Here is a 22,594-nt window from a genome sequence, read left to right as displayed (position 1 = left end):
CTGCTCGGCGTCATCGCGCACCCGGACGACGAGGCACGGTAGGTTGCCCGCCATGACTGGATTAGGACCCGTCGCCTGGCCGCCTGCCCCCATAAGGACCGAACGGCTCGTGCTCCGCGGGTCCGAGGCCCGGGACCGTGCGGCGTTCATCGAGTTGTTCGCATCGCCGGAGGTGCGCACCTACCTCGGTGGCTCTCGACCGCGGGATGAGCTCGAACGCGCGGTGCCCGATGTGCCCGGGCGGCGCGCTGGCCTGTTTGTGATCGATCTCGACGGAGCGATGATCGGCACGGTCAGGCTCGACCGGCGCGACGCGGAACGCCCGGGTCGTGTCCATCCGGATGGCGGAGAGGCCGAGCTCGGTTACCTGTTCCTGTCTCAGGCGTGGGGATGCGGGTACGCCGCCGAGGCGTGCGCGGCGGCACTCGACTGGTTCGCCGACGCGCTTCCCGGCGAGCCGGTGGTGCTCTGCACCCAGACCGCCAACGAGCGCTCGATGCGCCTCGCGGCGAAGCTGGGGTTCGCCGAGGTGGAGCGGTTCGAGGAATTCGGCGCCGAGCAGTGGTTCGGCGTGTGGTCCTCGGCCACGCCGTCCGGTTGAGGTGGCCCAGCGCCCTCCGCTGGACCCGGCTGCGGATTTCGGACTCCGGACTTTTGCCGTGCCATGAGGCATTCATGACCGGATGCCCAGAGAGTCGAGGTCATGATGGTCGGCGTCGGTAAGGCATGCCTTGGCTAACTCGCTTGCGGGGTGGGCCGGGGCGGAGGGCCGGGAGGGCCGCAGCACATGTGGGACGACGCGTTTCCGAGCTTCCTGATCGGACTGAGGGAAGGGCTGGAAGCCGGCCTCATCGTCTCCGTGCTGGTCGCCACCCTCGTGCGGGCGGGCGCCAAGTCCCGTCTGCCGCAGGTGTGGACCGGCGTACTGGCCGCGATCGCGCTCTCGATGAGCTTCGGCGCGGTCCTCACGTTCACCGCCGCGTCCCTGTCCACCGCCGCCCAGGAAGCCTTCGGCGGCACGCTGAGTCTTGTGGCCGTCGCCTTCGTGACGGCGATGGTGTTCTGGATGCGCCGCTCGGCCCGCAGCCTGGCCGGAGAGATCAAGGAGAAGGTCACCGAGGCCCTGACCATGGGCGCCGGTGTACTGGTCCTCACCTCCTTCCTGGCGGTGGGGCGCGAGGGCCTGGAAACCGCCCTGTTCCTGTGGACCACGGCCCGCGCGGCGGACGAGTCGGCCGGGCCGCCGACGGGAGCGGGCATCGGGCTCGTTCTCGCGGCGGTGCTGTGCTGGGGGCTCTACCGCCGGGTGCTCTCCATCAACCTCACCCGCTTCTTCACCGCCACCGGCACCGTCCTCATCGTGATCGCCGCGGGCGTGCTCGGCTACGGGCTGCGCGACCTCCAGGAGGGTGGGCTCCTGCCCGGCGGGACGGCCTACGCCGTCGACCTGAGCGGCAGCGTCGACGCAGGGTCCTGGTACAGCACCCTGCTCCAGGGCGTGCTCAATCTGACGCCGACTATGACGTGGCTTCAGGTGGCGGGGTACGTCGGGTATCTCGGCGTGGTGATGGCGCTGTTCGTGAGGGGAGTGCGGGGAGTTGCCCCGGCCCTGAGCCCGAGCCCGACACGGCCCGCGCCCGCGACACCGGCCCCATCCGGGCCCGCGCCCGCGACACAGCCCCGGCCCGCGAAGGCCCCATCGCCCCAGCCCACCCCCCACCGCCCCGCCTGGCTCATCCCCGTCGCCGTGGTCGCCGTGCCTGCCATCCTGGCCGGGCTCGTCGTCGCCCTGGCACATCCCAAGCCCGCCGGGGGCGAGACGGTCGCCGTCTCCGAGAAGGACTGCGGTCAGGGCTTCACCGCGCCCGAGCCGGGGCGGCAGACCTTCCAGATGCGCAACACCGGTGACCAGACGTCCGAGGTGTACCTCATCGACCCGGCCACCAACGCGGTCTACGGCGAGATCGAGGGCCTGGCCCCCGGTACCACCCGGGACCTCGTCGCCACCGTGGCGGGCGGTACGTACGCCTGGCGCTGTGTGCCCGCCGACGGCAAGGCCGTCACCTCCAAGGCGGTCCGGGTCGGCGGTGCCGCCGGTGCCGGGGCCGTCGTGCCCGTCTCCGAGCAGGATCTCGCGGGGCCGCTGCGGGCGTACAAGGCGTACGTGAACCGGGGCCTGGCCACCCTTGTCACCGAGACCCGGAAGCTCAGCGACGACATCCGCGCCGGGCGCCTGGACACGGCACGCGCCGACTGGCTGACCGCGCACCGCACCTACGCTTCCCTCGGCGCCGCCTACGGCACCTTCGAGGACTTCGACCAGAAGATCAACGGCCGGCCCGACGGTCTGCCGGGCGGGGTCCACGACAAGGACTTCACCGGCTTCCAGCGGATCGAGTACGGGCTGTGGCACGGCCAGTCGGCGGACCAGCTCAAAGGCCCGGTGCGCCGACTCGCCGACGACACCGCCGGGCTGCGCAGGGCCTTCCCGCATCAGGACTTCGACGCCTCCGACCTGCCCCTGCGCGCCCACGAGATCCTGGAGAACACCCTCCAGTTCGAGCTGACCGGCGACACCGACCAGGGCAGCGGCACCGGACTGGCCACGGCCGACGCCAACCTCGCCGGAACACGTGAACTGCTCGCCGTACTCCGGCCGTTGATCGCAACCCGGGCCCCGCACCTGCTGCCCACCGCCGACGCTGACATCGCGCGCCTCCAGGCGCTGCTCGACGCCGAGCACCGCGACGGCCGCTGGACCCCCGTCGACCGGCTCGACCGGACCGCGAAGGCCCGGATCGACGGGGCCATGGGGCAGCTCCTGGAAGACCTGTCGCCGGTGCCGGACCTGCTGGAGATCAGGAAGTCCGCGTGAGCAACGGCCGCCGTCACCACCACGTCGAACACGCCGAAGGGAACGTCCCCATGCCGTCGTCCGCTGACACGCCTCCACCGGGCTGCCCCGCCCACGACGGCCGCCGTTCCTTCGTCAAGACGGCCCTGGGCGCCGGAGCGGCGGGCGCGGTTCTCGCCGGGGGAGGCATGGCGCTCGCCGAGACCGGCAGTGGCACGGCCCAAGCGGCCCAAGCGGCCGAGGAGACGACCGCCGCCGTGCCCTTCCACGGCACCCACCAGGCCGGAATCCTCACCCCCCAGCAGAAGGCCGCCGCCTTCGTCTCCTTCGACGTCATCGCCGGCGACCGCGCGGAACTGGCCGACCTGCTGCGGACCCTGACCCAGCGGGCCCGTTTCCTCACCGCCGGTGGCACCCTCACCGACCCGGGTGTCGGTGCCCCGCCCTCGGACAACGGCATCCTCGGCCCGGTCGTCCCGGCCGACGCGCTCACCGTGACCGTCGGCGTCGGTGCCTCCCTCTTCGACGACCGCTACGGACTCGCCGAGGCCAAGCCGCGCCGGCTCACGCCCATGCGGACCTTCCCCAACGACAACCTGAACCCCGCCGAGTGCCACGGCGACCTGTCCCTCCAGATCTGCGCGGCCCGGCAGGACACCGTGCTGCACGCACTGCGCGACATCGCCAAGCACACCCGGGGCGCGATGCAGATCCGGTGGCGTGTCGACGGCTTCCAGAACGTGCCGCGGCCCAGCGGCACCCAGCGCAACCTGCTGGGCTTCAAGGACGGCATAGTCAACCCGGACGTCGCGTCGGCCCGGGAGATGGACCACCTGGTGTGGGTCGGCGACGGGCAGGGCGAACCCGGCTGGGCCACCGGGGGCAGTTACCAGGTCGTCCGGATCATCCGGATGCTGGTGGAGTTCTGGGACCGGGTGTCACTGACCGAGCAGGAGCAGATGTTCGGCCGGCGCAAGGACACCGGTGCGCCGCTGGACGGCGCCAAGGAGACCGACAGCCCGAACTACGCCAAGGACCCGCACGGCGCGGCCATCCCGCTCGACGCCCACATCCGCCTCGCGAACCCGCGCACCACGGCGACCGACAACTCCCGTATCCTGCGCCGGGGTTACAACTACGACCGTGGCGTCGACAGCGTCGGCAACCTCGACATGGGTCTGGTCTTCTGCTGCTACCAGCAGGACGTGCGGCGCCAGTTCGAGGCCACGCAGACCCGGCTGATCGACGAACCCCTCGTGGACTACATCTCCCCGACCGGCGGCGGCTACTTCTTCGCCCTGCCCGGCGTGCGCTCGTCCTCGGACTGGTTCGGCCGGGGACTGCTCTCGGCGTGAAGTCCCGTGTGTGTCAGAAGTGTTGACCGCGCCGTGCAAACGTTTTAACTTCCCTTCACCGGACAGGCCGAGGTGAGGGGGAGCCGTGGCAACTGCCTTACGGGAACGTGCAGGTACGAAGGGAGTGAGTCCGGGCGGACGCGATCCCGATGGGGTGAAGCGCCAGCGTAAAGGTTTTCAGAGCCGGACGTTGTTCCTGCTCATGCTCCCCGGTGCCGCCTACTTCCTGCTGTTCCACTACGGCGCACTCGCCGGCAACGTCATCGCGTTCAAGGAGTACGTGCCGTTCGACGGCCTGTGGGGCAGCCCCTGGGTGGGCCTCGGCAACTTCCAGCGAATGTTCGAGGACGCGGCGTTCTGGGACTCGGTCCTCAACACCCTCTGGATCTCGGTCCTCCAGCTGGTGTTCTACTTCCCGGTGCCGCTCGGCCTCGCCCTGCTGCTGCACACCCTCACCTGGAGCTCGGTACGCCGGTTCGTGCAGTCGGTGGCGTATCTGCCGCACTTCATCTCGTGGGTGATCGTCGTCGCGCTCTTCCAGCAGGTGCTGGGGGACACCGGCCTGCTCAACAGCGGCCTGAGCGGGGCCGGTCTGCACACCGTCGACATCATCGGCAACCCGGACGCGTTCAAGCCGCTCGTCGTCGCCCAGGTCATCTGGAAGGACGCCGGCTGGGGCACGATCATCTTCCTCGCCGCGCTCGCCCAGGTCGACGAGCAGCAGTACGAGGCCGCCGCCATCGACGGCGCCGGACCCTGGCGGCGCTTCTGGCACGTCACCCTGCCCGCCATCCGCCCGGTGATCGTGCTGCTGCTCATCATGCGGCTCGGCGACATCCTCTCCGTCGGCTTCGAGCAGATGCTGCTGCAACGCGACGCGGTCGGGCCGGAGACCGCCGAGGTCATCGACACCTTCGTCTACTACCAGGGCATCGTCGGCGGCGACTACGGATTCGCGGCCGCCGCGGGCCTGTTCAAGGGTGTCGTCGGCGCCCTCCTCGTCTACGCCGCCAACAAGGTGGCCCACCGCCTCGGCGAACAGGGGGTCTACAAGTGAGCGCGTCCGCCCGGCCCGGCTGGATGGAGAAGCCCCGGCCGCTCACCCAGGCCGCGAAGGCCCTCGCCCTCGCCGCGGTCGTGCTGCTGGTGTGCGTGCCGTTCCTGGTGATCGTGTCGACCTCGCTGGCGTCCACCCAGGAGGTCGTCGACAACGGCGGCTGGGTGCTGTGGCCCAGCGAGCCCACGCTCGACGCCTACCGCGACATCTTCGACGGCGGCATCGTCACCCACGCCCTCGGCGTCAGCGCGGGCGTGACGATCGTCGGCACCCTGCTCAGCCTCGCCTGCACGGTGACCCTGGCCTACGCGCTGTCCCGTCCGGGCGTCTTCGGCGGCAAACCGGTCCTGCTGCTGGTGCTGTTCACGTTCCTCTTCCCGCCCGGCATGATCCCGAGCTTCCTGCTCGTCAAGGAACTCGGCCTGCTCGACTCGTACGCCTCGCTCGTGCTCCCCGTCCTGGTCAACGTGTTCAACCTGGTCGTCCTGCGCGGCTTCTTCCAGTCGGTCCCCGAGGAGCTGTACGAGGCGGCCCGGCTGGACGGGGCGGGGGACTGGCGGGTGCTGGTGTCGGTGGTGCTGCCGCTGTCCAAGGCCGCGCTCGCCGTCGTCGGCCTGTTCTACGCCGTCGCCTACTGGAACTCCTGGTTCTACGCCTCGCTCTACCTGGAGAGCGACCACTGGCCGCTCCAGCAGGTGCTGCGCACCTATGTGGTGGCCGGTGCCGGACTCACCGACGCGACCACCGGCGAGGCCACCGTCACCGCTCCGCAGACCGTGCAGATGGCGGTGCTCGTGATCGCCACCGTACCGATCCTGCTCGTCTACCCGTTCCTGCAGAAGTACTTCACCAAGGGCGTGCTCACCGGCGCCATCAAGAGCTGACACGAGGTGGTTCACCCATGCCCCGCATGTCCCGACGCACCCTCCTGCGCTCCATGGCGGTGGGCGGCGCCGCCGTCTCCGTCCCCGGTCTGCTGACCGCGTGCTCCTCGGACTCCGGCGACAGCGACGTCTCCAACGCCGGCAAGAAGCTCGCCCCCTGGCCGGCCTACCGGCCCGCCGCCGGGCCCGAGCCCGACCTGGCCCCCACCGACGCAGGTGTCCAGGCCGGCTACACCGCCTACCCGTCCGACCTGGTCAAGTCGGTCTCCCGCACCCCGGGCGACGGCTCCACCGTCCGCGTCATGACCGTCTCCTTCGGCACCCCGCCCAAGCCCGCCTCGCAGAACCGCTTCTGGGCGGCCGTGGAGAAGGCCCTCGGCGTGAAGATCGAGTACACGATCATCTCGCAGGCCGACTACCAGAAGAAGATGGCGACGGTCATGGCCGGCGACGCCGACGCCCTGCCCGACATCATCAACATGTTCGCCGGCTTCACCCTGCCCCGCGAGGCGCAGTTCGTGCAGCGCCGCGCCCAGGACCTCACGCCGTACCTGTCGGGCGACGCGATCGCCGACTACCCCAACCTCGCGGGCATCCCCACCCACGCCTGGCGCGACATGGGCCGCATCGGGGGCCGCATCTACGGCATCCCGCTGGAGCGCCCGCTGCCCGGCTCCACCCTCTGGATCAACCAGGACATGTTCGCCGACGCGGGCATGAAGGAGGGCTGGACCGCCGAGGACTTCACCGCCGTGGCCAGGCGGGGAACCCGCGGGAAGACATACATGCTCGGCGCCGCCAACGGCTCCCTGTTCGGCAACGCCTTCCACTCCGCCGCCCACAACGCGCCCCAGCGCTGGGCCGTCACCAAGGACGGCACCTTCCTGCCGGCCTGGGCCGACGAACGCTACAAGGCGTCGATCGCCTTCCAGACCCAGCTGCGCAAGAACGGCTCCTACCACCCCGACGCCACGTCCATCTCCCAGATCGACCTGACGACCCTCTACTACAACGGCACCGTCGGCTCCATGCAGGACGGGTTCGGCGCCTACCTGCCCAAGTACCGGGAGTCCAAGGGCAAGATGAGCCCCGCCGCGGCCCTGCCGTACAGCGTCGGCGGCGAGCCCGGCGCCATCGTCGCCGCCCGCCGCTCCTTCGGCTACACCGTCCTGAAGAAGGCCAGGAAGGAGCGCATCGAACTGCTGCTGCGCATCCTCGACTACCTCGCCGCACCCTTCGGCAGTCAGGAGTGGGAACTCGTCCACTACGGCGTCGAGGGCGTGCACTTCACCCGTGGCAAGGACGGCTCGCCCGAGTTCACCAAGCTCGGCGAGGTGGAGAACAACACCAACCTGCCGCTGAAGTACCTCGCCGAAGGCCCCCAGGTGCTGTTCGTGCCCGGCATGCCCGACGCCGTGCGCGCCCTGCACGCCTGGCAGCGCGAGGTCGTGCCGCACGCCATCCGCGACGCCTCCTTCGGGCTCCAGTCCGCGACGAACAACTCCCAGGGCGCCACCCTCAAGACGTTCCTGGACGACACCGTCACCGGCATCATCGCCGGACGGCTGCCGCTGACCGAATGGGACGCGGCGGTGAAGAAGTGGCGGAGCCGGGGCGGCGACAGAATGGCCGAGGAGTACGCGAAGGACTACGCGGCCAACACCTGAACAGCGGTGGGCGGAAGAGGGGATGCGGGGGATGGGGAACGACATGGTGTCCAAGGGACGGGTCACGATCCGCGAGGTCGCCGAGCGGGCGGGCGTGTCGACGGCCACCGCCTCCCGCGCGCTCAGCGGCAACCACCCGGTGCCCCCGGCGACCCGGGCCCGGGTGCTGCGCGCGGCCCGCGACCTCGACTACGTGGCCAACGCGCACGCCCGCGCCCTGGTCGGCGGCGGCCGCAAGATGGCCGCCGTCGTGGTCCGCCAGGTCACCAGCCCCTTCTACGCCCAGGTCGCCGAGGGCGTGGAGGCGGAGGCCGCCGACCGCGGCTGGCTCTGCGTGGTCGGCGCCACCGGCGGCGACGCACAGCGCGAGATGGAGTTCGTGCAGCTCATGCGGGAGGAGGGCGCCCGGCTGGTGATCCTGGTCGGCGGAGTCGTCGAGGACGACGCCTACCGGGAACGCGTCGCCCACTACGCCCACGCACTCGACTCCTCCGGAGCCCGGCTGGTGCTCTGCGGCCGGCCCGCGCCCGACCCGGAGATCCCCGCGCTCGTCGTCGAGTTCGACAACGAGGCCGGGGCCCGCGCCATCACCGCCCATCTGCTGTCGGCAGGCCACCGCAGGATCGTCTTCCTCGGCGGACTGCCCGGCAACACCGCCCTCGACGCCCGCGTCGCCGGCTACCGGGCCGCCCTCGCCGAGCACGGGCTCCCGCCCGAGGCCGCACACGTCGTCGACTGCGGCCTCGGCCGGGCCGCCGGCCATCGCGCGATGACCGAACTCCTCAAGTCAGCACGGGAGTTCACCGCGGTCTTCGCCGGGGACGACATGGTCGCCGCCGGCGCCCTGCGCGCCATCGCCGACACCGGACTCGGCGTCCCCGGCGACATCTCCGTCGTCGGCTACAACGACATCCCGCTCGCCGAGGACTTCAACCCGCCCCTCACCACCGTCCGCACGCCCGCGGAGGAACTCGGCCGCGCCGCCGTGCGCATCGCGCTGCGCGACCCCGAGCACGCCGCCGGGGCCCACCATCTGCTCGGCACCCACATCGTCGTACGCGACAGCGTCGGCGCGCCCCCGCCCGGGCGCGCCCTGTGACCAACGGAGGGACCGCACCCGCATGAGCGCGCCGCACGTGTCGCTCCCCGACCCGACGCACCTGCCCAACCTGCCCCACCTGCCACCCCCCGACCCGCTGACCTCGCCCCTCACCGGCTGGACCCGCGCCCACTGGGAGGCCATCGCCGACCGCCTCCTCGAGGCCCTGAAGCCCTACGCCTCGCCGGGCCTGGCCCAGTACCGGCTGCCCGGCCCGCCCAGCCACTCCGGGCCCTGGTCGGACGGACTGGAGGGCTTCGCCCGCTCCTTCCTGCTGGCCGCGTTCCGCATCGCCGGTTCGGGCGGGCAGGGCGTGCCCGGCCTGATCGAGCGGTACGCGGCCGGGCTCGCGGCCGGCACCGACCCGCGCGGTCCCGACCGCTGGCCGCCCATCACCGACCGGTCCCAGCCCATGGTCGAGGCCGCGTCCCTCGCGATCGCCCTGCACGAGACCCGCCCCTGGATCTGGGACCGGCTCGACGACCGGGTGCGGCAGCGGGTCGCCGACTGGCTGGGCGGTTTCGTCGGAGCCGTGGTCAACGACTCCAACTGGCGGCTGTTCCAGGTCATCACCGAGGAGTTCCTTGCCTCCGTCGGCGCCCCGCACAGCCGCAGCGAGATCGACGCCGGCCTCGCACGCCTGGAGGACTGGTACCGGGAGGACGGCTGGTACACCGACGGCGACGGCCGCAAGTTCGACTACTACAACGCCTGGGCCCTGCACCTGTATCCGGTCCTGTGGGCCCGGATCGCCGGACCGCGCGCCGATCTGCGGCTGGTGGCGGAACACCAAAGGCGCCTGCGGTCGTTCCTCCACGACCACCAGCACTTCTTCGGCGCCGACGGCGCGCCGGTCCACCAGGGCCGCTCCCTCACCTACCGGTTCGCGACGGCGGCCCCGCTGTGGGCGGGTGTCCTCGTCGACGCCACCCCGCTGCCGCCCGGCCGCACCCGCCGCCTGGCCTCCGGCGCGCTGAAGCACTTCGCCGAGCGCGGCGTGCCCGACGAGCACGGGCTGCTCACGCTCGGCTGGTACGGGCCCTTCCTCCCCGTCACCCAGCGGTACTCGGGCCCGGCCTCCCCGTACTGGGCGAGCAAGGCCTTCCTCGGCCTGCTCCTGCCCGCCGACCACCCCGTGTGGACGGCGCCCGAGGAACCCGGCCCGGCGGAGACGGCCGACGTGCACCTCGCGTTACCGGCCCCGGGCTGGCTGTTGCACTCCACCGCCGCCGACGGGATCGTCCGCCTCGTCAACCACGGCAGTGACCGACTGCCGCCCCCGCCGGCAACGGCCGAGGACAGCCCGCACTACGCCCGCTTCGCCTACTCCAGCGCCACGGCCCCCGAGACACCACCGGCACCGCGGGTGGGCCCCGACAACCACATCGCCCTGCTCGCCCCCGACGGCACACCCACCCCCCGCGGGCGCATACACCCCCTCGGAGTCGAGGGCTCCCGGGCCGCCTCCTGGCACCGGGCCCTGCTCCCGGGCGACAGTGAAGGGCACCGCATCGAGACGGTCAGCGTGGTGCACGGCCCCTGGGAGGTCCGGGTGCACCGCGTCGACGCGCCCCCCGGCACGCCCGTGCGCGAGGGCGGCTGGGCCGTCGCCGACGACTCCGCGTCACCGGCCGCCCGGACCGGCCCCGGCTGGGCACTGGCCCGGCGCTCGGACGGCCTGACCAGCACGCTCGTCGGCCTGCACGGATGGAGCGACGACGAGGGAGCGGTCGTAGCGGCTGTGGGTGGCAATGCGTACGGGCACCACTCGGCGACGCCGTTCCTGACGCTGCCGTCCCACCCCGGTGGTACGCGCCTGATGGTGACGCTGGTCGTGCTCAGTGCCGACCCGGTGGTGCACGCCCTGGTCGACGGGGCCCGGGCGTGGGCAGGAGCCGACGGGAGTGTGGAGATCCGCTTCCCCGACGGCACACGGGAGTCGGTGCCCTGAGAAACGCCGTGGGGGCGTGGCTCAGCCGAGCCACGCCCCCACGGCGTCACGCACGTCAGGCCTCCACGCGCTTGCGCGTCACCGCCTTCCTCAGCAGCGGCCAGGCCAGCAACAGCACGATCACCGCGTACACCGTCACCGCGAACGGCGTGTTGAACAGCCCCGTCACGCTGCCGTCGCTGATCTGGAGCGCGCGGCGCAGCTGCTGTTCGGCGTTCGGGCCGAGGATCACGCCGATGACGGCGGGCAGCACCGGCAGCCCGTAGCGGCGCATGCCGAAACCGATCAGACCGATGATCAGCAGGATCACCAGGTCGATCACCTCACCGCCGACCGCGTACGCGCCGACCGCCGCGAAGAACATGATCCCGGCGTACAGGTACGGCCGCGGGATGCGCAGCAGCTTCGCCCACAGCGGTGCCAGCGGCAGGTTGAGCGCGAGCAGCAGCACCATGCCGACGAAGAGCGAGGCGATCAGGCCCCAGACCAGGTCGGGTTCACGCTCGAAGAGCAGCGGGCCGGGCTGGATGCCGTACTGCTGGAAGGCGGCCAGCATGACGGCCGCGACCGCCGTGGTCGGCAGGCCCAGGGTCAGCATCGACACCAGGGTGCCCGCCGCCGAGGCCGACGCCGCCGACTCCGGACCGGCCACGCCCTCGATGGCGCCCTTGCCCCACTCGTCCTTGTGCTTGGACAGGCGCTTCTCCGTCACGTACGACAGGAACGTCGGGATCTCCGCGCCGCCGGCCGGGATCGCGCCGAACGGGAAACCGATGAACGGGCCGCGCAGCCACGACTTCCAGGTCCGGTTCACATCCCCGCGTCCCAGCCACGGACGTCCCACCGGGATCGGCTCCGCCGGCCTGCGCCGCAGGTGTGCCGCGACCCACAGGGCCTCGCCGATCGCGAACAGACCGACCGCGACGATCACCACGTCGATGCCGTCGGCCAGTTGGAGCGAGCCGAAGGTCAGGCGCTGCTGGCCGGTCATCTGGTCCAGGCCGACCAGGCCCAGCGTGAGGCCGATGAGCAGGGAGGCCAGGCCCCGGATGCGGGACGAGCCGAGCACCGACGTCACCGCGATGAACGCCAGCACCATGATGGCGAAGTAGTCCGGCGCGCCGATGTCCACGGCCAGTTCGGCGACCGTCGGCGCGAGCGCGACCAGCAGGATCGTGCCGATCAGGCCGCCCGCGAAGTGCCCGACGGCGGCCGCCGCGAGGGCCTGCGCGCCGCGCCCGGACTTGGCCATGGGGTTGCCCTCCATGGCCGCCACCACCGCCGCGCTCTCGCCGGGCGTGTTGAGCAGGATGGAGGTGGTCGAGCCGCCGAACATCGCGCCGTAGTAGATGCCCGCGAACATGATGAACGCGCCGGTCGGCTGGAGCCCGTATGTCACCGGCAGCAGCAGAGCGACCGCCATCGCCGGGCCGATGCCGGGCAGCACACCGATCGCCGTGCCGAGCAGCACGCCGATGACGGCCCACAGCAGGTTGACCGGGGTGAGGGCCGTACCGAAGCCGTCCAGAAGGGAGTTGAAGGCATCCATGTCACAGCACTCCCATCAGCGGACCGCCGGGCAGGGGCACTCCGAGCAGGTTGTTGAAGACGACGTAGGTGACGAGGGACAGCCCGGCCGCGATGAGCGGATCGCGGTCGATCCTGCGGCTGCCGAGCGCGAACGCCGCACCCCAGAACAGCAGCGCGCCCGCGACCGGAAAGCCGAGCGGCTCGATCAGGACGGCCGAGCCGAGGAACACCCCGGCGAGCAGCAGCACCGTGCGCCAGTCGGCGGGTTCCGACAGGTCGATGTCCTCGCCGGTCTCGGCCTGGCCCCGGCCGCCGCGCAGCACGTCCACGGCGAGCAGGGCGGCGATCACCAGCAGGCCGGCGCCGACCACGACCGGCACGGTCTTCGGGCCGATCGGGCCGCGCTGGGCGATGTCGACGTCCATGGTGAGCGCGTCGGTCAGGACGAGCACGCCCAGCACCAGCAGGAGTGCGCACACGCCGAGTTCGGAGTGCTCCCGCAGCCACGAGCGCCGCTCGCCGCGCTCCGCGGGGGGAATGTCGGTGGTCTGCGTCGTCACAGTCCCAGCTCCTTCAGCACCGAAACCACGCGCTTGTCCTCGGCGTCGAGGAACGCGCCGAACTCCTCACCGGTGAGGAAGGCGTCGTCCCAGCCGTTCTGCTTCAGGGACTTGCGCCATTCGTCCGAGCCGTGCAGTTCCTCGAGCAGCCGCACGAGCTTGTCGCGCTCCCCGTCGGTCAGTCCGGGCGGGGCGACGATGCCGCGCCAGTTGGTGAAGTTCACGTCGTACCCGGCCTCCTTCAGCGTGGGCGCGTCCAGCCCCTCGACGCGCTCGGGGCCGGTGACCGCGAGGAGGCGCAGCTCGCCCGCCTTGATCTGGTCCAGGTACTCGCCGACGCCGGACACGCCGAAGGCGACCTTGTTGCCGAGGATCGACGCGAGCAGTTCGCCGCCGCCGTCGAACGGGATGTAGTTGACCTGCTTCGGGGGGATCCCGGCGGCCCGCGCCATCAGCATCGGCGCGAGGTGGTCGGGCCCGCCGGGCGACGAGCCGCCGCCCACCGGGAGCTTGCCCGGGTTCTCCTTCCAGGCGCCGATGAGATCGTCGATCGTCTTGTACGGGGAGTCCTTGGCGACCACGACGACGTCCTGCTCCTCGGTGAGCCGGGCGATCGGCGTGGTGTCGCCGAGCGTCTTCGGCGCGTCGTTGGAACGGACGGCGCCCACGACCCCGAGGCCCATGGACATGGCGAGTTTGCCGTTGCCGTGCTCGCTCACCAGCCGGCTCAGCCCGACCGTGCCGCCGGCGCCGGGCAAGTTGAACACCTCGATGTTGTGGGTCAGTTCGGCGTCCTCGGCGTTCTTCGCGGCCGTACGGGCCGTGATGTCGTAGCCTCCGCCGGGCGTGTTGGGGACCATGAAACGCAGGCCCGGGATCTGTGTGCCGGTCTCGGAGCCGCTGCCGGTGGTCAGCAGCGGTGGTCCGACGAGCACGAGCACGGCGGCCCCGAGCAGGGCGAGGGGAGTGCGCAGGCGCACGAGTGCCACCACCTGTCGGTACGTCGTTGCGGGTAGGTAAAGGCCCTGTGGGGGAGGGTGACGTGGGCCACATGCTGCACCGGACGCCGACGGCTGTCTCTCTTGCGGAACCAACGGAGGTTTTGGTCTTTGCGGTCACCGGGGGACCGCAGGGGAGGCCGGGGCTCGCGGCGCGGACGCCGCGAGCCCCGCGGCTCACCGCGCGGGCGCGGCGCAGCCCACGTCCCGGGCCGGCAGGCGGCCCGTGGCGAGGTAGGCGTTGACCGTGTCGTCGACGCACGGCGAGCCGTAAACGCCGTACACCCCGTGCTGGTCGGCGTCGTGCAGGGTGACCAGGCGCGAGGAGGGCCACATGGCGCGGACCGTCTTGGCGCCGTCGTAGTACGTGCGCGGGTCTCCGGTGGCGTTGACGAGCAGAGCCGGCAGGTCGTCCCGGACGGTGGTCGGACGCTCGCGCGGTCGGTCCCAGTAGGCGCACGGGTTGAGGTTTTGCGTGACGGGCGCGAAGAGCGGGTCCCGCGCACGGGTGCGCTGGACATCGCGCCAGTACACCTCGGGGTCGCGCGGGGCGGCGTTGTCGCCGCAGACGATCGCCGTCTGCGCGCTGCCGTAGGGGGAGTCGGTGCCCGTGAGCACGAACTCGAGCACCCCAGCGAGCCACGGCGACGGTGTCACCCGCTGCCCCTGCGACGCCCGCAGCATGTCCCGCATGCCCTGGGCGAAGTCCCCGTAACGGGTGTCGTTGTGCATCGAGAGGCCGTTGAGGGCGACGACCGGCATCACGTGCTCGTCCAGCCGGTGGCCGCCGAGCCGCAGCGGGGTGCGGGCGGCGGCGGCCCGGACCCGTTCCACGGTGGCCAGCACCTCGCCCTCCGTCCGGCCCAGCCCGTAGGCCGCGTCACGGGCGGCAGCCCAGGAGGCCCACCCCTCCAGGGCCTGGCGGTTGGCCCGCTCGACGCCCCGCCACAGCCGGGCGCTGTAGCGGTCCGGGTCGATCACCCCGTCCAGGACGACCCGGTCGGTCCGGCCCGGGAACATCGTGGTGTACACCTCGCCGAGGTAACTGCCGTACGAGTAGCCCAGGTAGGAGATCCGCCGCTCGCCCAGCGCGGCCCGGATGACGTCCATGTCGCGGGCGGTGTTGCGGGTGGTGGCGTGGGGCAGCACATCGCCCGCGTGGGTACGGCAGTGCCGGGCGAGGTCCTTCGAGAACGCGGCCATGCGGTCGAAGCCGGCCCGGTCCTCACCCGCCGCGCGCCACGCCGAGCCGGTCGGCCAGCGGCAGTCCAGCGGTGTGCTGCGGCCGACGAAACGGGGATCCACCCCGACCACGTCGTACCGGGCGGCGACGTCCTTCATCGCCTTGCGCACCACCGGCGCGTCGCCGAGGGACGTCCCGCCGGGGCCGCCGCCGTTGAGCAGCAGCGGGCCGACGCGGTGGGAGGTGTCGGTGGCGCGGATCCGGGATATCGCGACGGTGATCGTGCGGCCGCCGGGGTCCGAGTAGTCCAGCGGTACGGTCACGTCGGCGCAGCGGGCGCCCGCCTGCTCCAGTTCCTCGCCGGCCGTGTCGTCCGGTCCGAGCACGCAGCTCTTCCAGGTGAGGCGCTGGTCGTGGTAGCGGGCGAGGGGGTCGGGGCCGGGACTCGCCCCGGCCGTGGCGGGCAGTGCCGTCAAGGCGAGACCGGCGGCCGTCAGGGCGAGGGCGGCTCGCCGAGCGGTTCCCGGGAAGCGGGATAACACGGGTGGGTGTCCTTTCTGTCGCCGATGCCCCCTCGCGGCTGGCAGGGACATGCCGGAGAGGGGTGTGCGGTGCGACAGAACGCTAGGGACGGGCAGGCGTCCGATCACTCCGGCTGGCAGCCGCTTCGAGGTGGGGCAAGCCCCAGCACACAGGCGGGGGAATGCCGTTTCCGTGGTGGGGACAACAACCGACATCTCAGCCCCGAGCTGGGACAATGCTCGGGCAGACCTTGTGCAGGTCGATGCAGGGGGGTTGTCCAGACATTCGCTCACGCCTAGGGTCACCTTCCGAGTGCAAGCGCTTTCCAAGTGCTTCCCAAGCGTGTGTCCGCCGGCCGTCCGAGGAGCGCCGCATGTCCTTGTCCCCCACCCGCCGCCGCGTGGCCGTCGTCGGCACCGGAGCCATCGTCGGCGGCAGTCATCTGCCCGCGCTGCGGGCGCATTCCGACCGGGTGGAGCTGGTCGCCGCCGTCGACGTCGACCAGGAGCGCCTCGACGACTTCCGCGAGCTGGCCGGCGGCCGGCTCGCCGGCTACACCTCGGTGGACGCGATGCTGGACGCGGTACGCCCCGACCTGGTCCTCATCGGGACGCCGCCCTCCTTGCACCGCGACCAGACGGTGGCCGCGCTGAAGGCGGGTGCCTGGGTGCTGTGCGAGAAGCCGCTCACCCTGTCGCTCGCCGAGTACGACGAGATCGCCGCCGCCGAGGAGGCCTCCGGGGCGTACGCGGCGGTCGTCTTCCAGCACCGCTACGGCTCCGGCGCGGTACACGCCCGCGAGCTGCTCACGAGCGGCGAGCTGGGCGCCCCGCTGGTGGCGCACTGCCAGACCACCTGGCACCGGGACGCCGCCTACTACGCCGTGCCGTGGCGCGGCAAGTGGGCCAGCGAGGGCGGCGGGCCGACCATGGGCCACGGCATCCACCAGTACGACCTGCTGCTGCACCTGCTCGGAGAGTGGGAGGAGATCCGGGCGATGGCCGCCCGGCTCGTCCACGACACCGAGAGCGAGGACGTCTCCACCGCGCTGGTGCGTTTCAAGAGCGGCGCCCTCGCCACGGTCGTCAACAGCGTGCTGTCCCCGGACGAGGTGAGCCGTATCCGCATCGACTGCGCGGACGCCACCGTCGAGCTCACCCACCTGTACGGCCACACCAACGACAGCTGGGTCTACACCCCGGCCCCGCACGTCGGCTCCGACCGGGCCACGGCCTGGCGCACCCCCGCCAACGACGTGCCCAGCTCGCACACCGCCCAGCTGGGCGCACTCCTCGACGCCTACGACAACGGCACCCGGCCACCGGGCAGCGGCCAGGACGCCCGCGCCACCCTGGAGTTCGCGGCCGCCCTGTACAAGGCGGCGTTCACCGGCCGCTCCGTCCACGCGGGGGAGATCGGCCCCGGCGACCCCTTCTACGAGGCCATGCACGGCGAGTACCCCGACTGGGCCCCCAAGGAGCGCGCATGAGCATCCGAGTCACCCACACCCACGGCGAGGACATCGCCGTCACGGCGGCGAACGGCACGGAGATCCTCCGCTACGTCTACCGGCCCGACCCGGATCCCTTCGAGTCCCGCAAGCCGTACGCCCACCCGGTGCGCACCCTGTCCGGCCGCACGGTCACCGGCTACCGCCCGAACGACCACCGCTGGCACAAGGGCCTGCAGATGACCGCGAGCCATCTGTCCGGCCAGAACTTCTGGGGCGGCAACTGCTACGTCCACGGCCAGGGCTATCTGCGCCTGCCCGAGCGCGTCGGCTCCATGCGGCACGACGGCTTCTCCGCGTTCACGGTCGAGGACGACCGGCTCGCCTTCACCGAGGACCTCACCTGGGTCGAGAACGGCGGCGAGGAGTGGGCGCGCGAGGTGCGGGGGCTGACCGTCCACTCGGTGGACGAGGAGGCCGGCGCCTGGGCCCTGGACTGGTCGATCCGCCTCACCAACGTCCGTTCCGAGCCCCTGGCCTTCGGATCCCCGACCACCGCGGGCCGCGAGATGGCCGGCTACACCGGACTGCAGTGGCGCGGTCCGCGCGACTTCACCGGCGGCACGGTCTTCGCCCCGGACACCGACGCCGACGCGGGCAAGCTGATGGGCACCCAGGGCCCCTGGCTCGCCTTCACCACCGAGCACGACGACGTCGACGGCCACTCCACCCTCGTCTTCGCGCACGCGCCCGAGAACCTCGACGAGACGTCCGCGATCCACGAGTCGCACTGGTTCGTCCGCTCCGAACCCTTCCCCACGGTCGCCTTCTCCTGGGCGTTCTTCGAGGAGTTCGAACTCCCGCCGGGCGAGTCCTTCGCCTTCCGCTACCGGCTCGTCGTCGCCGACGGCGCCTGGGACCGCGACCGGGTCGGCACGCACCTGGAGGGCCTGCCGTGGTGAACGAAGCGAAGCCCGCCCTGCCGCACCCGCTGCCCGGCGCGATCGGCCTGTCCCATCTGAGCGCCTACGACTGGGAGGCCGCCGACGGCGTCTGCGGCGGCAGCCCCCATCTGCACCTGGTCTGCACCGAGGCGTACGTCGTCACCGGCGGCCGGGGCGCGGTGCAGACGCTGAGCCCCGACGGCTACCGGGACATCCCCCTCGAAGCCGGCTCCATCGCCTGGTTCACGCCGGGCACCGTGCACCGCATGGTGCAGGGCGGCGATCTGCGCATCACCGTGCTGATGCAGAACAGCGGCCTGCCCGAGGCCGGGGACTCCGTGTTCACCTTCCCGCCCGAGGTGCTCGCCGACCCCGAGAAGTACGCCGCCGCGGCGACACTGCCGCCCGGTACGGGACCGGAGACGGCGGCGGCCGCCCAGCGCCGCCGGGACCTCGCCGTGGAGGGCTACCTGACCCTGCGCGAGGCGCTCGTCGCCGGCGACAACGGCCCGTACCTGGAGTTCCAGCGCGCCGCCGCCCGGATCGTGCGCGACAAGGTGCCCACCTGGCGCGCCCTGTGGCGGGCGGGCGCCCTGGCCACCGCCGAACGCACCGGCGCCCAGCTCGACGCGCTGGCCGGCGGCGAGCCCGCCTACCTCGGCGAGGCCACCGCCTACGAGGCCGCGCCCACCCGGCTCGGCGGCTTCGGCATGTGCGGCAGGCGGGACGAGTACAACCTGCCCGGGACGACGTTGCCGTACCAGGGCGAGTAACAGAGCAGGGGGGCCGAGGGGGGCCGACAGAGAGTCCGAGGAAAGGAGAGGTGACCTCGGCATGCCCGGACACAGGACAAAGGGGTTCTGCGCGTCGGCCGCCGCACTGGCACTGTGTGCCGTGCTGGCGGGCTGCGGAGGATCCGGGGAATCGGCCGGCGGCGGCAAGGTCGTGCTGCGCTACACGTGGTGGGGCAACCCCGACCGCGCGGAACGCACCGAGCAGGCCGTCGCGCTGTTCGAGAAACAGCATCCGGACGTCGACGTGACGACGTCGTTCTCCGGCTACGACGCCTACAAGCAGAAGCTCGCCACCCAGGCCGCCGGCGGTGACGCGCCGGACGTGATGCAGCTGGACTACCGCCAGATCGACCAGTACGCCTCCGGCGGCGTCCTGCTCGACCTGGCGAAGCAGAAGGCCGTACTGCGCACCTCCGAGATCGACCAGGGCCTGCTCGCCACCGGCCGTGTGGACGACGTGCAGTACGCGATACCGCAGGGCCGCGGCACGGAGACCGTCGCCTACGACGTCGGGACCTGGAAGAAGTCGGGCGTGCCCCTCCCCGGCAAGAGCTGGACCTGGAGCCAGTGGGCCGACACCATGCGGGCCCTGGCCAAGAAGACCGGCAAACCCGGGGCGACCGACCCCGGCCAGAGCGAGGACGCCTTCGAGGTCTGGCTGCGCGGGCAGGGCAAGGCCCTCTACACGGAGGACGGCGGACTCGGCTTCACCGCCGACGACCTCACCCGCTGGTGGACCTTCACCGACAAGCTGCGCCGCGAGGGCGCCGTCTCGCCCGCCGAGCAGACCACCCAGCTCGACGGCTCCGTCGAGAACACCCCGCTGGGGCGCGGCACATCCGTCACCGACGCCAACTGGGACGCCCCGGCCAGCGGCTTCCTCGCCCTCGTCAAGGGCGGCGTCGCCCTCGCCCCCATGCCGTCCGGCGAGGACGGCACACCCGGCCAGTACTTCAAGCCGTCCATGTTCCTCGGCGTCTCCGCCAACACCGGCCACCCCAAGGAGGCGGCGCAGCTCGTCGACTTCCTGATCAACGACCGGCAGGCCGCGAAGATCCTCGGCGCCAGCCGGGGCATCCCCGTCAACGAGACCGTCCGCGACGAACTCGGCCCGCAGCTCAAGGACTTCGACAAGACCATCGCCGACTTCCAGGCCTCCCTGGAGGGCAAGCTCAAGGACCCGCCCCAGGCCCCGCCGGCGGGTGACAACGCCCTCCAGAGCACCTTCCAGCGCGACTACGACCAGGTGTCCTACGGGCGCATGTCGCCCCGCGAGGCGGCCGAGAACTACATCACCGAGGCGAAGGCGGAGCTGAGGTCATGACCACCACCGCGATCCCCACGGAGACACAACGCGTCCCCGCCACCGCCCCGAAGCGCCGCCCCAAACGCGAACGCGAGGGCGCCGCCTGGGTGTTCCTCTCGCCCTGGGTCCTCGGCGCGATCGTCCTGACCCTGCTGCCGATGGCCGTGTCGCTGTACCTGTCGTTCACCGACTACGACCTGTTCAACCCGCCGAAGTGGGTGGGCCTGCGCAACTACGTCCAGATGTTCACCGAGGACCCGCGCTACTGGCGCTCGGTCGTGACGACGGTGACGTACGTCGTCATCGCCGTGCCCCTGCAACTGGCCCTCGCCCTGGTCGTCGCGCTCGCCCTGAAGGGCATGAAACGCGGCAAGGCCTTCTACCGCTCCGCCTTCTACGCCCCCTCGCTGCTCGGCGCGTCGATGTCCATCGCCCTCGTCTGGCGTGCGGTCTTCAACGACGGCGGCACGGTGGACAACCTGCTCGGCACCGGCGGCTGGGTCAACAAGCCCGGCTGGTCGCTGCTCGCCGTGGCCCTGCTGACGGTGTGGCAGTTCGGCGCACCGATGGTCATCTTCCTCGCCGGTCTCCAGCAGATCCCCGCCGAGCTGTACGAGGCGGCGGCGGTCGACGGGGCCGGGAAGTGGCGGCAGTTCCTGTCCGTCACCGTGCCGATGCTGTCCCCGGTGCTGTTCTTCAACCTGGTCCTCCAGACCATCCAGGCCTTCCAGGTGTTCACGCCCGCCTTCGCGGTCAGCGCGGGCAAGGGCGGACCGGCCGACTCGACCCTCGTCTACACCATGTACCTCTACGACCGCGGCTTCGTCGCCTCCCACATGGGCTACGCCTCCGCCATGGCCTGGGTGCTGCTCCTCGTGATCGGTGTGGTCACGGCGGTGCTGTTCCGCACCTCCCGCTCCTGGGTCTTCTACGCCTCCGAGGGGGACCGATGACCTCGACCGCCGTTTCCCACAAGCCCGTCCGATGGGGGCGGGTCGCCGTCCACCTGGGCTGCCTGGCCGCGCTGCTGGTCATGCTGTACCCGCTGGCGTGGCTGCTGGCCACCTCGCTCAAGCCCGCCGACGAGGTCATCGCGAGCCTCGACCTGCTGCCCAGCCACCTGGAATGGTCGAACTACTCCACCGCCATGGAGGGCGTCAACGACGTCTCCATCTGGCGGCTGCTCACCAACTCGCTGCTGATCGCCGGCGGTGCGGTCCTCGGCAACGTCATCAGCTGCTCGCTCGCCGCCTATGCCTTCGCACGCCTCAGGTTCCGGCTGCGCGGGCCGCTGTTCGCCTTCATGATCGCCACGATCATGCTGCCGCACCACGCGGTGCTGATCCCGCAGTACATCATCTTCAACCAGCTCGGCCTGGTGAACACCTACTGGCCGCTGATCCTGCCGAAGTTCCTCGCCACCGAGGCGTTCTTCGTCTTCCTCATCGTGCAGTTCATGCGCGGCCTGCCGCGCGAACTGGAGGAGGCGGCCCGGATCGACGGCTGCGGCCCCTTCCGCAGCTTCTTCCAGGTCGTGCTGCCGCTCTCCCGGCCGGCCCTGATCACCACCGCCATCTTCACCTTCATCTGGACCTGGAACGACTTCTTCACCCAGCTCATCTACCTGTTCGACCCGGACAAGTTCACGCTGACCCTCGCGCTGCGCTCCTTCGTGGACGCCTCCAGCACCTCCGCGTTCGGCCCGATGTTCGCGATGTCGGTGATCGCGCTGCTGCCGATCGTGCTGTTCTTCCTCGCCTTCCAGCGCTTCCTGGTGGAGGGCATGGCCAGCTCCGGACTGAAGGGGTGAGCGGTATGCGGACGCGTGAGGCCGGTGAGGTGTTCGGGCCGCGCATGACACTGTTCGCGGACGTGCTGAGCGTCGGCCTCGCCACGTCGGTGGCCTGCCTGCCGCTGGTGACCGCACCGGCCGCGCTGTCGACGGCGTGCGCCGTACTGCGCGGCGCAGGACAGGACCGACCCGTCACGGCCGGGCGGTACGTCGTCCTGCTGCGGCAACGGCTGCGGGCCGGCGACCTGCTGGCGGGGACCGTCGCCCTGGCGGGTCTGCTGCTGCTCGCGGCCGACTTGGCCCTGGCCGGGGCCGGGCTGCCCGGAGCGCCGCTGTTCGCGGTGGCCGCCGCCGCCATCGGCGCCTGCGCTGCGGTGGTCGGCCTGCGGGCCTGCGCCCGCCCCGAGTCGCTCACCGACTGGCGCGCGGCGGTGCGCGGGGCCGCCCGGGACGCGGCGGCGGACGTGGGCGGCAGCGCACTGGTCCTGCTCGCCGTGGCGACGGCCGCGCTGTGCGCCTGGATGCTGGTGCCGTTGGCCTTTCTGGCGCCGGGGCCGTTGGCGCTGGCGCTGACCGGGGTCGACGTACGGCACGGTGCCTGGGGGCGTGACGCGCGGTCGTTCGTGCGGGGGTCCGTGATGCGGTGGC

Annotated in this window: 18 protein-coding genes and 1 pseudogene; 15 read left to right on the top strand and 4 right to left on the bottom strand. The window is 71.7% G+C overall.

The genetic code is table 11. The features are described from left to right. Positions 1-52 precede the first annotated feature (52 nt). The 8 genes from PV963_RS04955 (at position 53) to PV963_RS04920 (ending at position 10,867) form a co-directional block, all read left to right on the top strand. Positions 53-601 carry a GNAT family N-acetyltransferase gene (locus tag PV963_RS04955; protein ID WP_274821942.1) on the top strand — a complete coding sequence of 183 codons (549 nt, stop codon included), beginning with the start codon at positions 53-55 and terminating at the stop codon, positions 599-601. Between the two features lie 186 nt (positions 602-787). Continuing rightward, complete coding sequence (efeU, locus tag PV963_RS04950) at positions 788-2,875, top strand: iron uptake transporter permease EfeU (RefSeq protein ID WP_274814315.1); 2,088 nt, start codon at positions 788-790, stop codon at positions 2,873-2,875. Between the two features lie 50 nt (positions 2,876-2,925). Next, on the top strand, positions 2,926-4,209 hold the full coding sequence (gene efeB / locus PV963_RS04945) for an iron uptake transporter deferrochelatase/peroxidase subunit (RefSeq protein ID WP_274821941.1): 1,284 nt from the start codon (positions 2,926-2,928) through the stop codon (positions 4,207-4,209). A 202-nt stretch (positions 4,210-4,411) separates the two neighbouring features. Next, on the top strand, positions 4,412-5,266 hold the full coding sequence (locus PV963_RS04940; protein ID WP_274821940.1) for an ABC transporter permease: 855 nt from the start codon (positions 4,412-4,414) through the stop codon (positions 5,264-5,266). Further along, positions 5,263-6,150, top strand: a complete 888-nt coding sequence (locus tag PV963_RS04935) for a carbohydrate ABC transporter permease (RefSeq protein WP_274814314.1) — start codon at positions 5,263-5,265, stop codon at positions 6,148-6,150. The genes PV963_RS04940 and PV963_RS04935 overlap by 4 nt, the downstream gene beginning before the upstream one ends. 17 nt (positions 6,151-6,167) lie before the next feature. Continuing rightward, the gene (locus PV963_RS04930; protein ID WP_274814313.1) at positions 6,168-7,817 is read left to right on the top strand and encodes an extracellular solute-binding protein; all 1,650 of its coding nucleotides are present in this window, start codon (positions 6,168-6,170) and stop codon (positions 7,815-7,817) included. A gap of 31 nt (positions 7,818-7,848) precedes the next feature. Further along, the gene (locus PV963_RS04925) at positions 7,849-8,916 is read left to right on the top strand and encodes a LacI family DNA-binding transcriptional regulator (protein WP_425540873.1); all 1,068 of its coding nucleotides are present in this window, start codon (positions 7,849-7,851) and stop codon (positions 8,914-8,916) included. A 22-nt stretch (positions 8,917-8,938) separates the two neighbouring features. Then, the gene (locus PV963_RS04920) at positions 8,939-10,867 is read left to right on the top strand and encodes a DUF2264 domain-containing protein (RefSeq protein ID WP_274814312.1); all 1,929 of its coding nucleotides are present in this window, start codon (positions 8,939-8,941) and stop codon (positions 10,865-10,867) included. Positions 10,868-10,922: 55 nt separating this feature from the next. Here the strand turns inward: PV963_RS04920 and PV963_RS04915 are convergent, their stop codons facing one another. The 4 genes from PV963_RS04915 to PV963_RS04900 all read right to left on the bottom strand — a co-directional run bounded on the left by PV963_RS04915 (position 10,923) and on the right by PV963_RS04900 (position 15,731). Beyond that, a complete protein-coding gene (locus PV963_RS04915) occupies positions 10,923-12,416 on the bottom strand; it encodes a tripartite tricarboxylate transporter permease (RefSeq protein WP_274814311.1) in 1,494 nt (497 codons plus the stop codon). 1 nt (position 12,417) lies between these two features. After that, positions 12,418-12,957, bottom strand: coding sequence for a tripartite tricarboxylate transporter TctB family protein (locus PV963_RS04910; protein WP_274814310.1), 540 nt, complete (start codon positions 12,955-12,957; stop codon positions 12,418-12,420). Continuing rightward, positions 12,954-13,937 carry a Bug family tripartite tricarboxylate transporter substrate binding protein gene (locus PV963_RS04905; RefSeq protein WP_274821938.1) on the bottom strand — a complete coding sequence of 328 codons (984 nt, stop codon included), beginning with the start codon at positions 13,935-13,937 and terminating at the stop codon, positions 12,954-12,956. Before PV963_RS04905 ends, PV963_RS04910 begins: the two co-directional genes overlap by 4 nt. Positions 13,938-14,132: 195 nt before the next feature. Further along, positions 14,133-15,731 (bottom strand): alpha/beta hydrolase, encoded by a 1,599-nt coding sequence (locus tag PV963_RS04900; RefSeq protein ID WP_425540872.1) that lies wholly within the window; start codon positions 15,729-15,731, stop codon positions 14,133-14,135. Positions 15,732-16,033: 302 nt separating this feature from the next. Between PV963_RS04900 and PV963_RS04895 the strand changes: the two genes are divergently transcribed. From PV963_RS04895 to PV963_RS04865, 7 genes and pseudogenes are all read left to right on the top strand, one after another. Next, positions 16,034-17,149, top strand: a complete 1,116-nt coding sequence (locus tag PV963_RS04895; RefSeq protein ID WP_274814308.1) for a Gfo/Idh/MocA family protein — start codon at positions 16,034-16,036, stop codon at positions 17,147-17,149. After that, entirely contained in the window at positions 17,146-18,072 is a 927-nt protein-coding gene (locus tag PV963_RS04890; RefSeq protein WP_274814307.1) for a PmoA family protein, read from the top strand. The genes PV963_RS04895 and PV963_RS04890 overlap by 4 nt, the downstream gene beginning before the upstream one ends. Next, complete coding sequence (locus tag PV963_RS04885) at positions 18,066-18,827, top strand: cupin (protein ID WP_274814306.1); 762 nt, start codon at positions 18,066-18,068, stop codon at positions 18,825-18,827. The genes PV963_RS04890 and PV963_RS04885 overlap by 7 nt, the downstream gene beginning before the upstream one ends. Positions 18,828-18,888: 61 nt before the next feature. Then, a complete protein-coding gene (locus tag PV963_RS04880) occupies positions 18,889-20,172 on the top strand; it encodes an ABC transporter substrate-binding protein (protein ID WP_274814305.1) in 1,284 nt (427 codons plus the stop codon). Further along, entirely contained in the window at positions 20,169-21,107 is a 939-nt protein-coding gene (locus PV963_RS04875; protein WP_274814304.1) for a carbohydrate ABC transporter permease, read from the top strand. Before PV963_RS04880 ends, PV963_RS04875 begins: the two co-directional genes overlap by 4 nt. Next, positions 21,104-21,964: a carbohydrate ABC transporter permease gene (locus tag PV963_RS04870; protein ID WP_274814303.1), complete on the top strand. Its 861-nt coding sequence runs from the start codon at positions 21,104-21,106 to the stop codon at positions 21,962-21,964. Before PV963_RS04875 ends, PV963_RS04870 begins: the two co-directional genes overlap by 4 nt. 5 nt (positions 21,965-21,969) lie before the next feature. Further along, positions 21,970-22,536, top strand: a pseudogene (locus PV963_RS04865) (hypothetical protein); the annotation flags it as partial. Positions 22,537-22,594: the final 58 nt, after the last annotated feature.

Origin of the sequence: Streptomyces coeruleorubidus (assembly GCF_028885415.1) — a bacterium.
Classification (GTDB): Bacteria; Actinomycetota; Actinomycetes; order Streptomycetales; family Streptomycetaceae; genus Streptomyces; species Streptomyces coeruleorubidus_A.
This window is presented reverse-complemented; position numbering and strand designations above follow the sequence as displayed.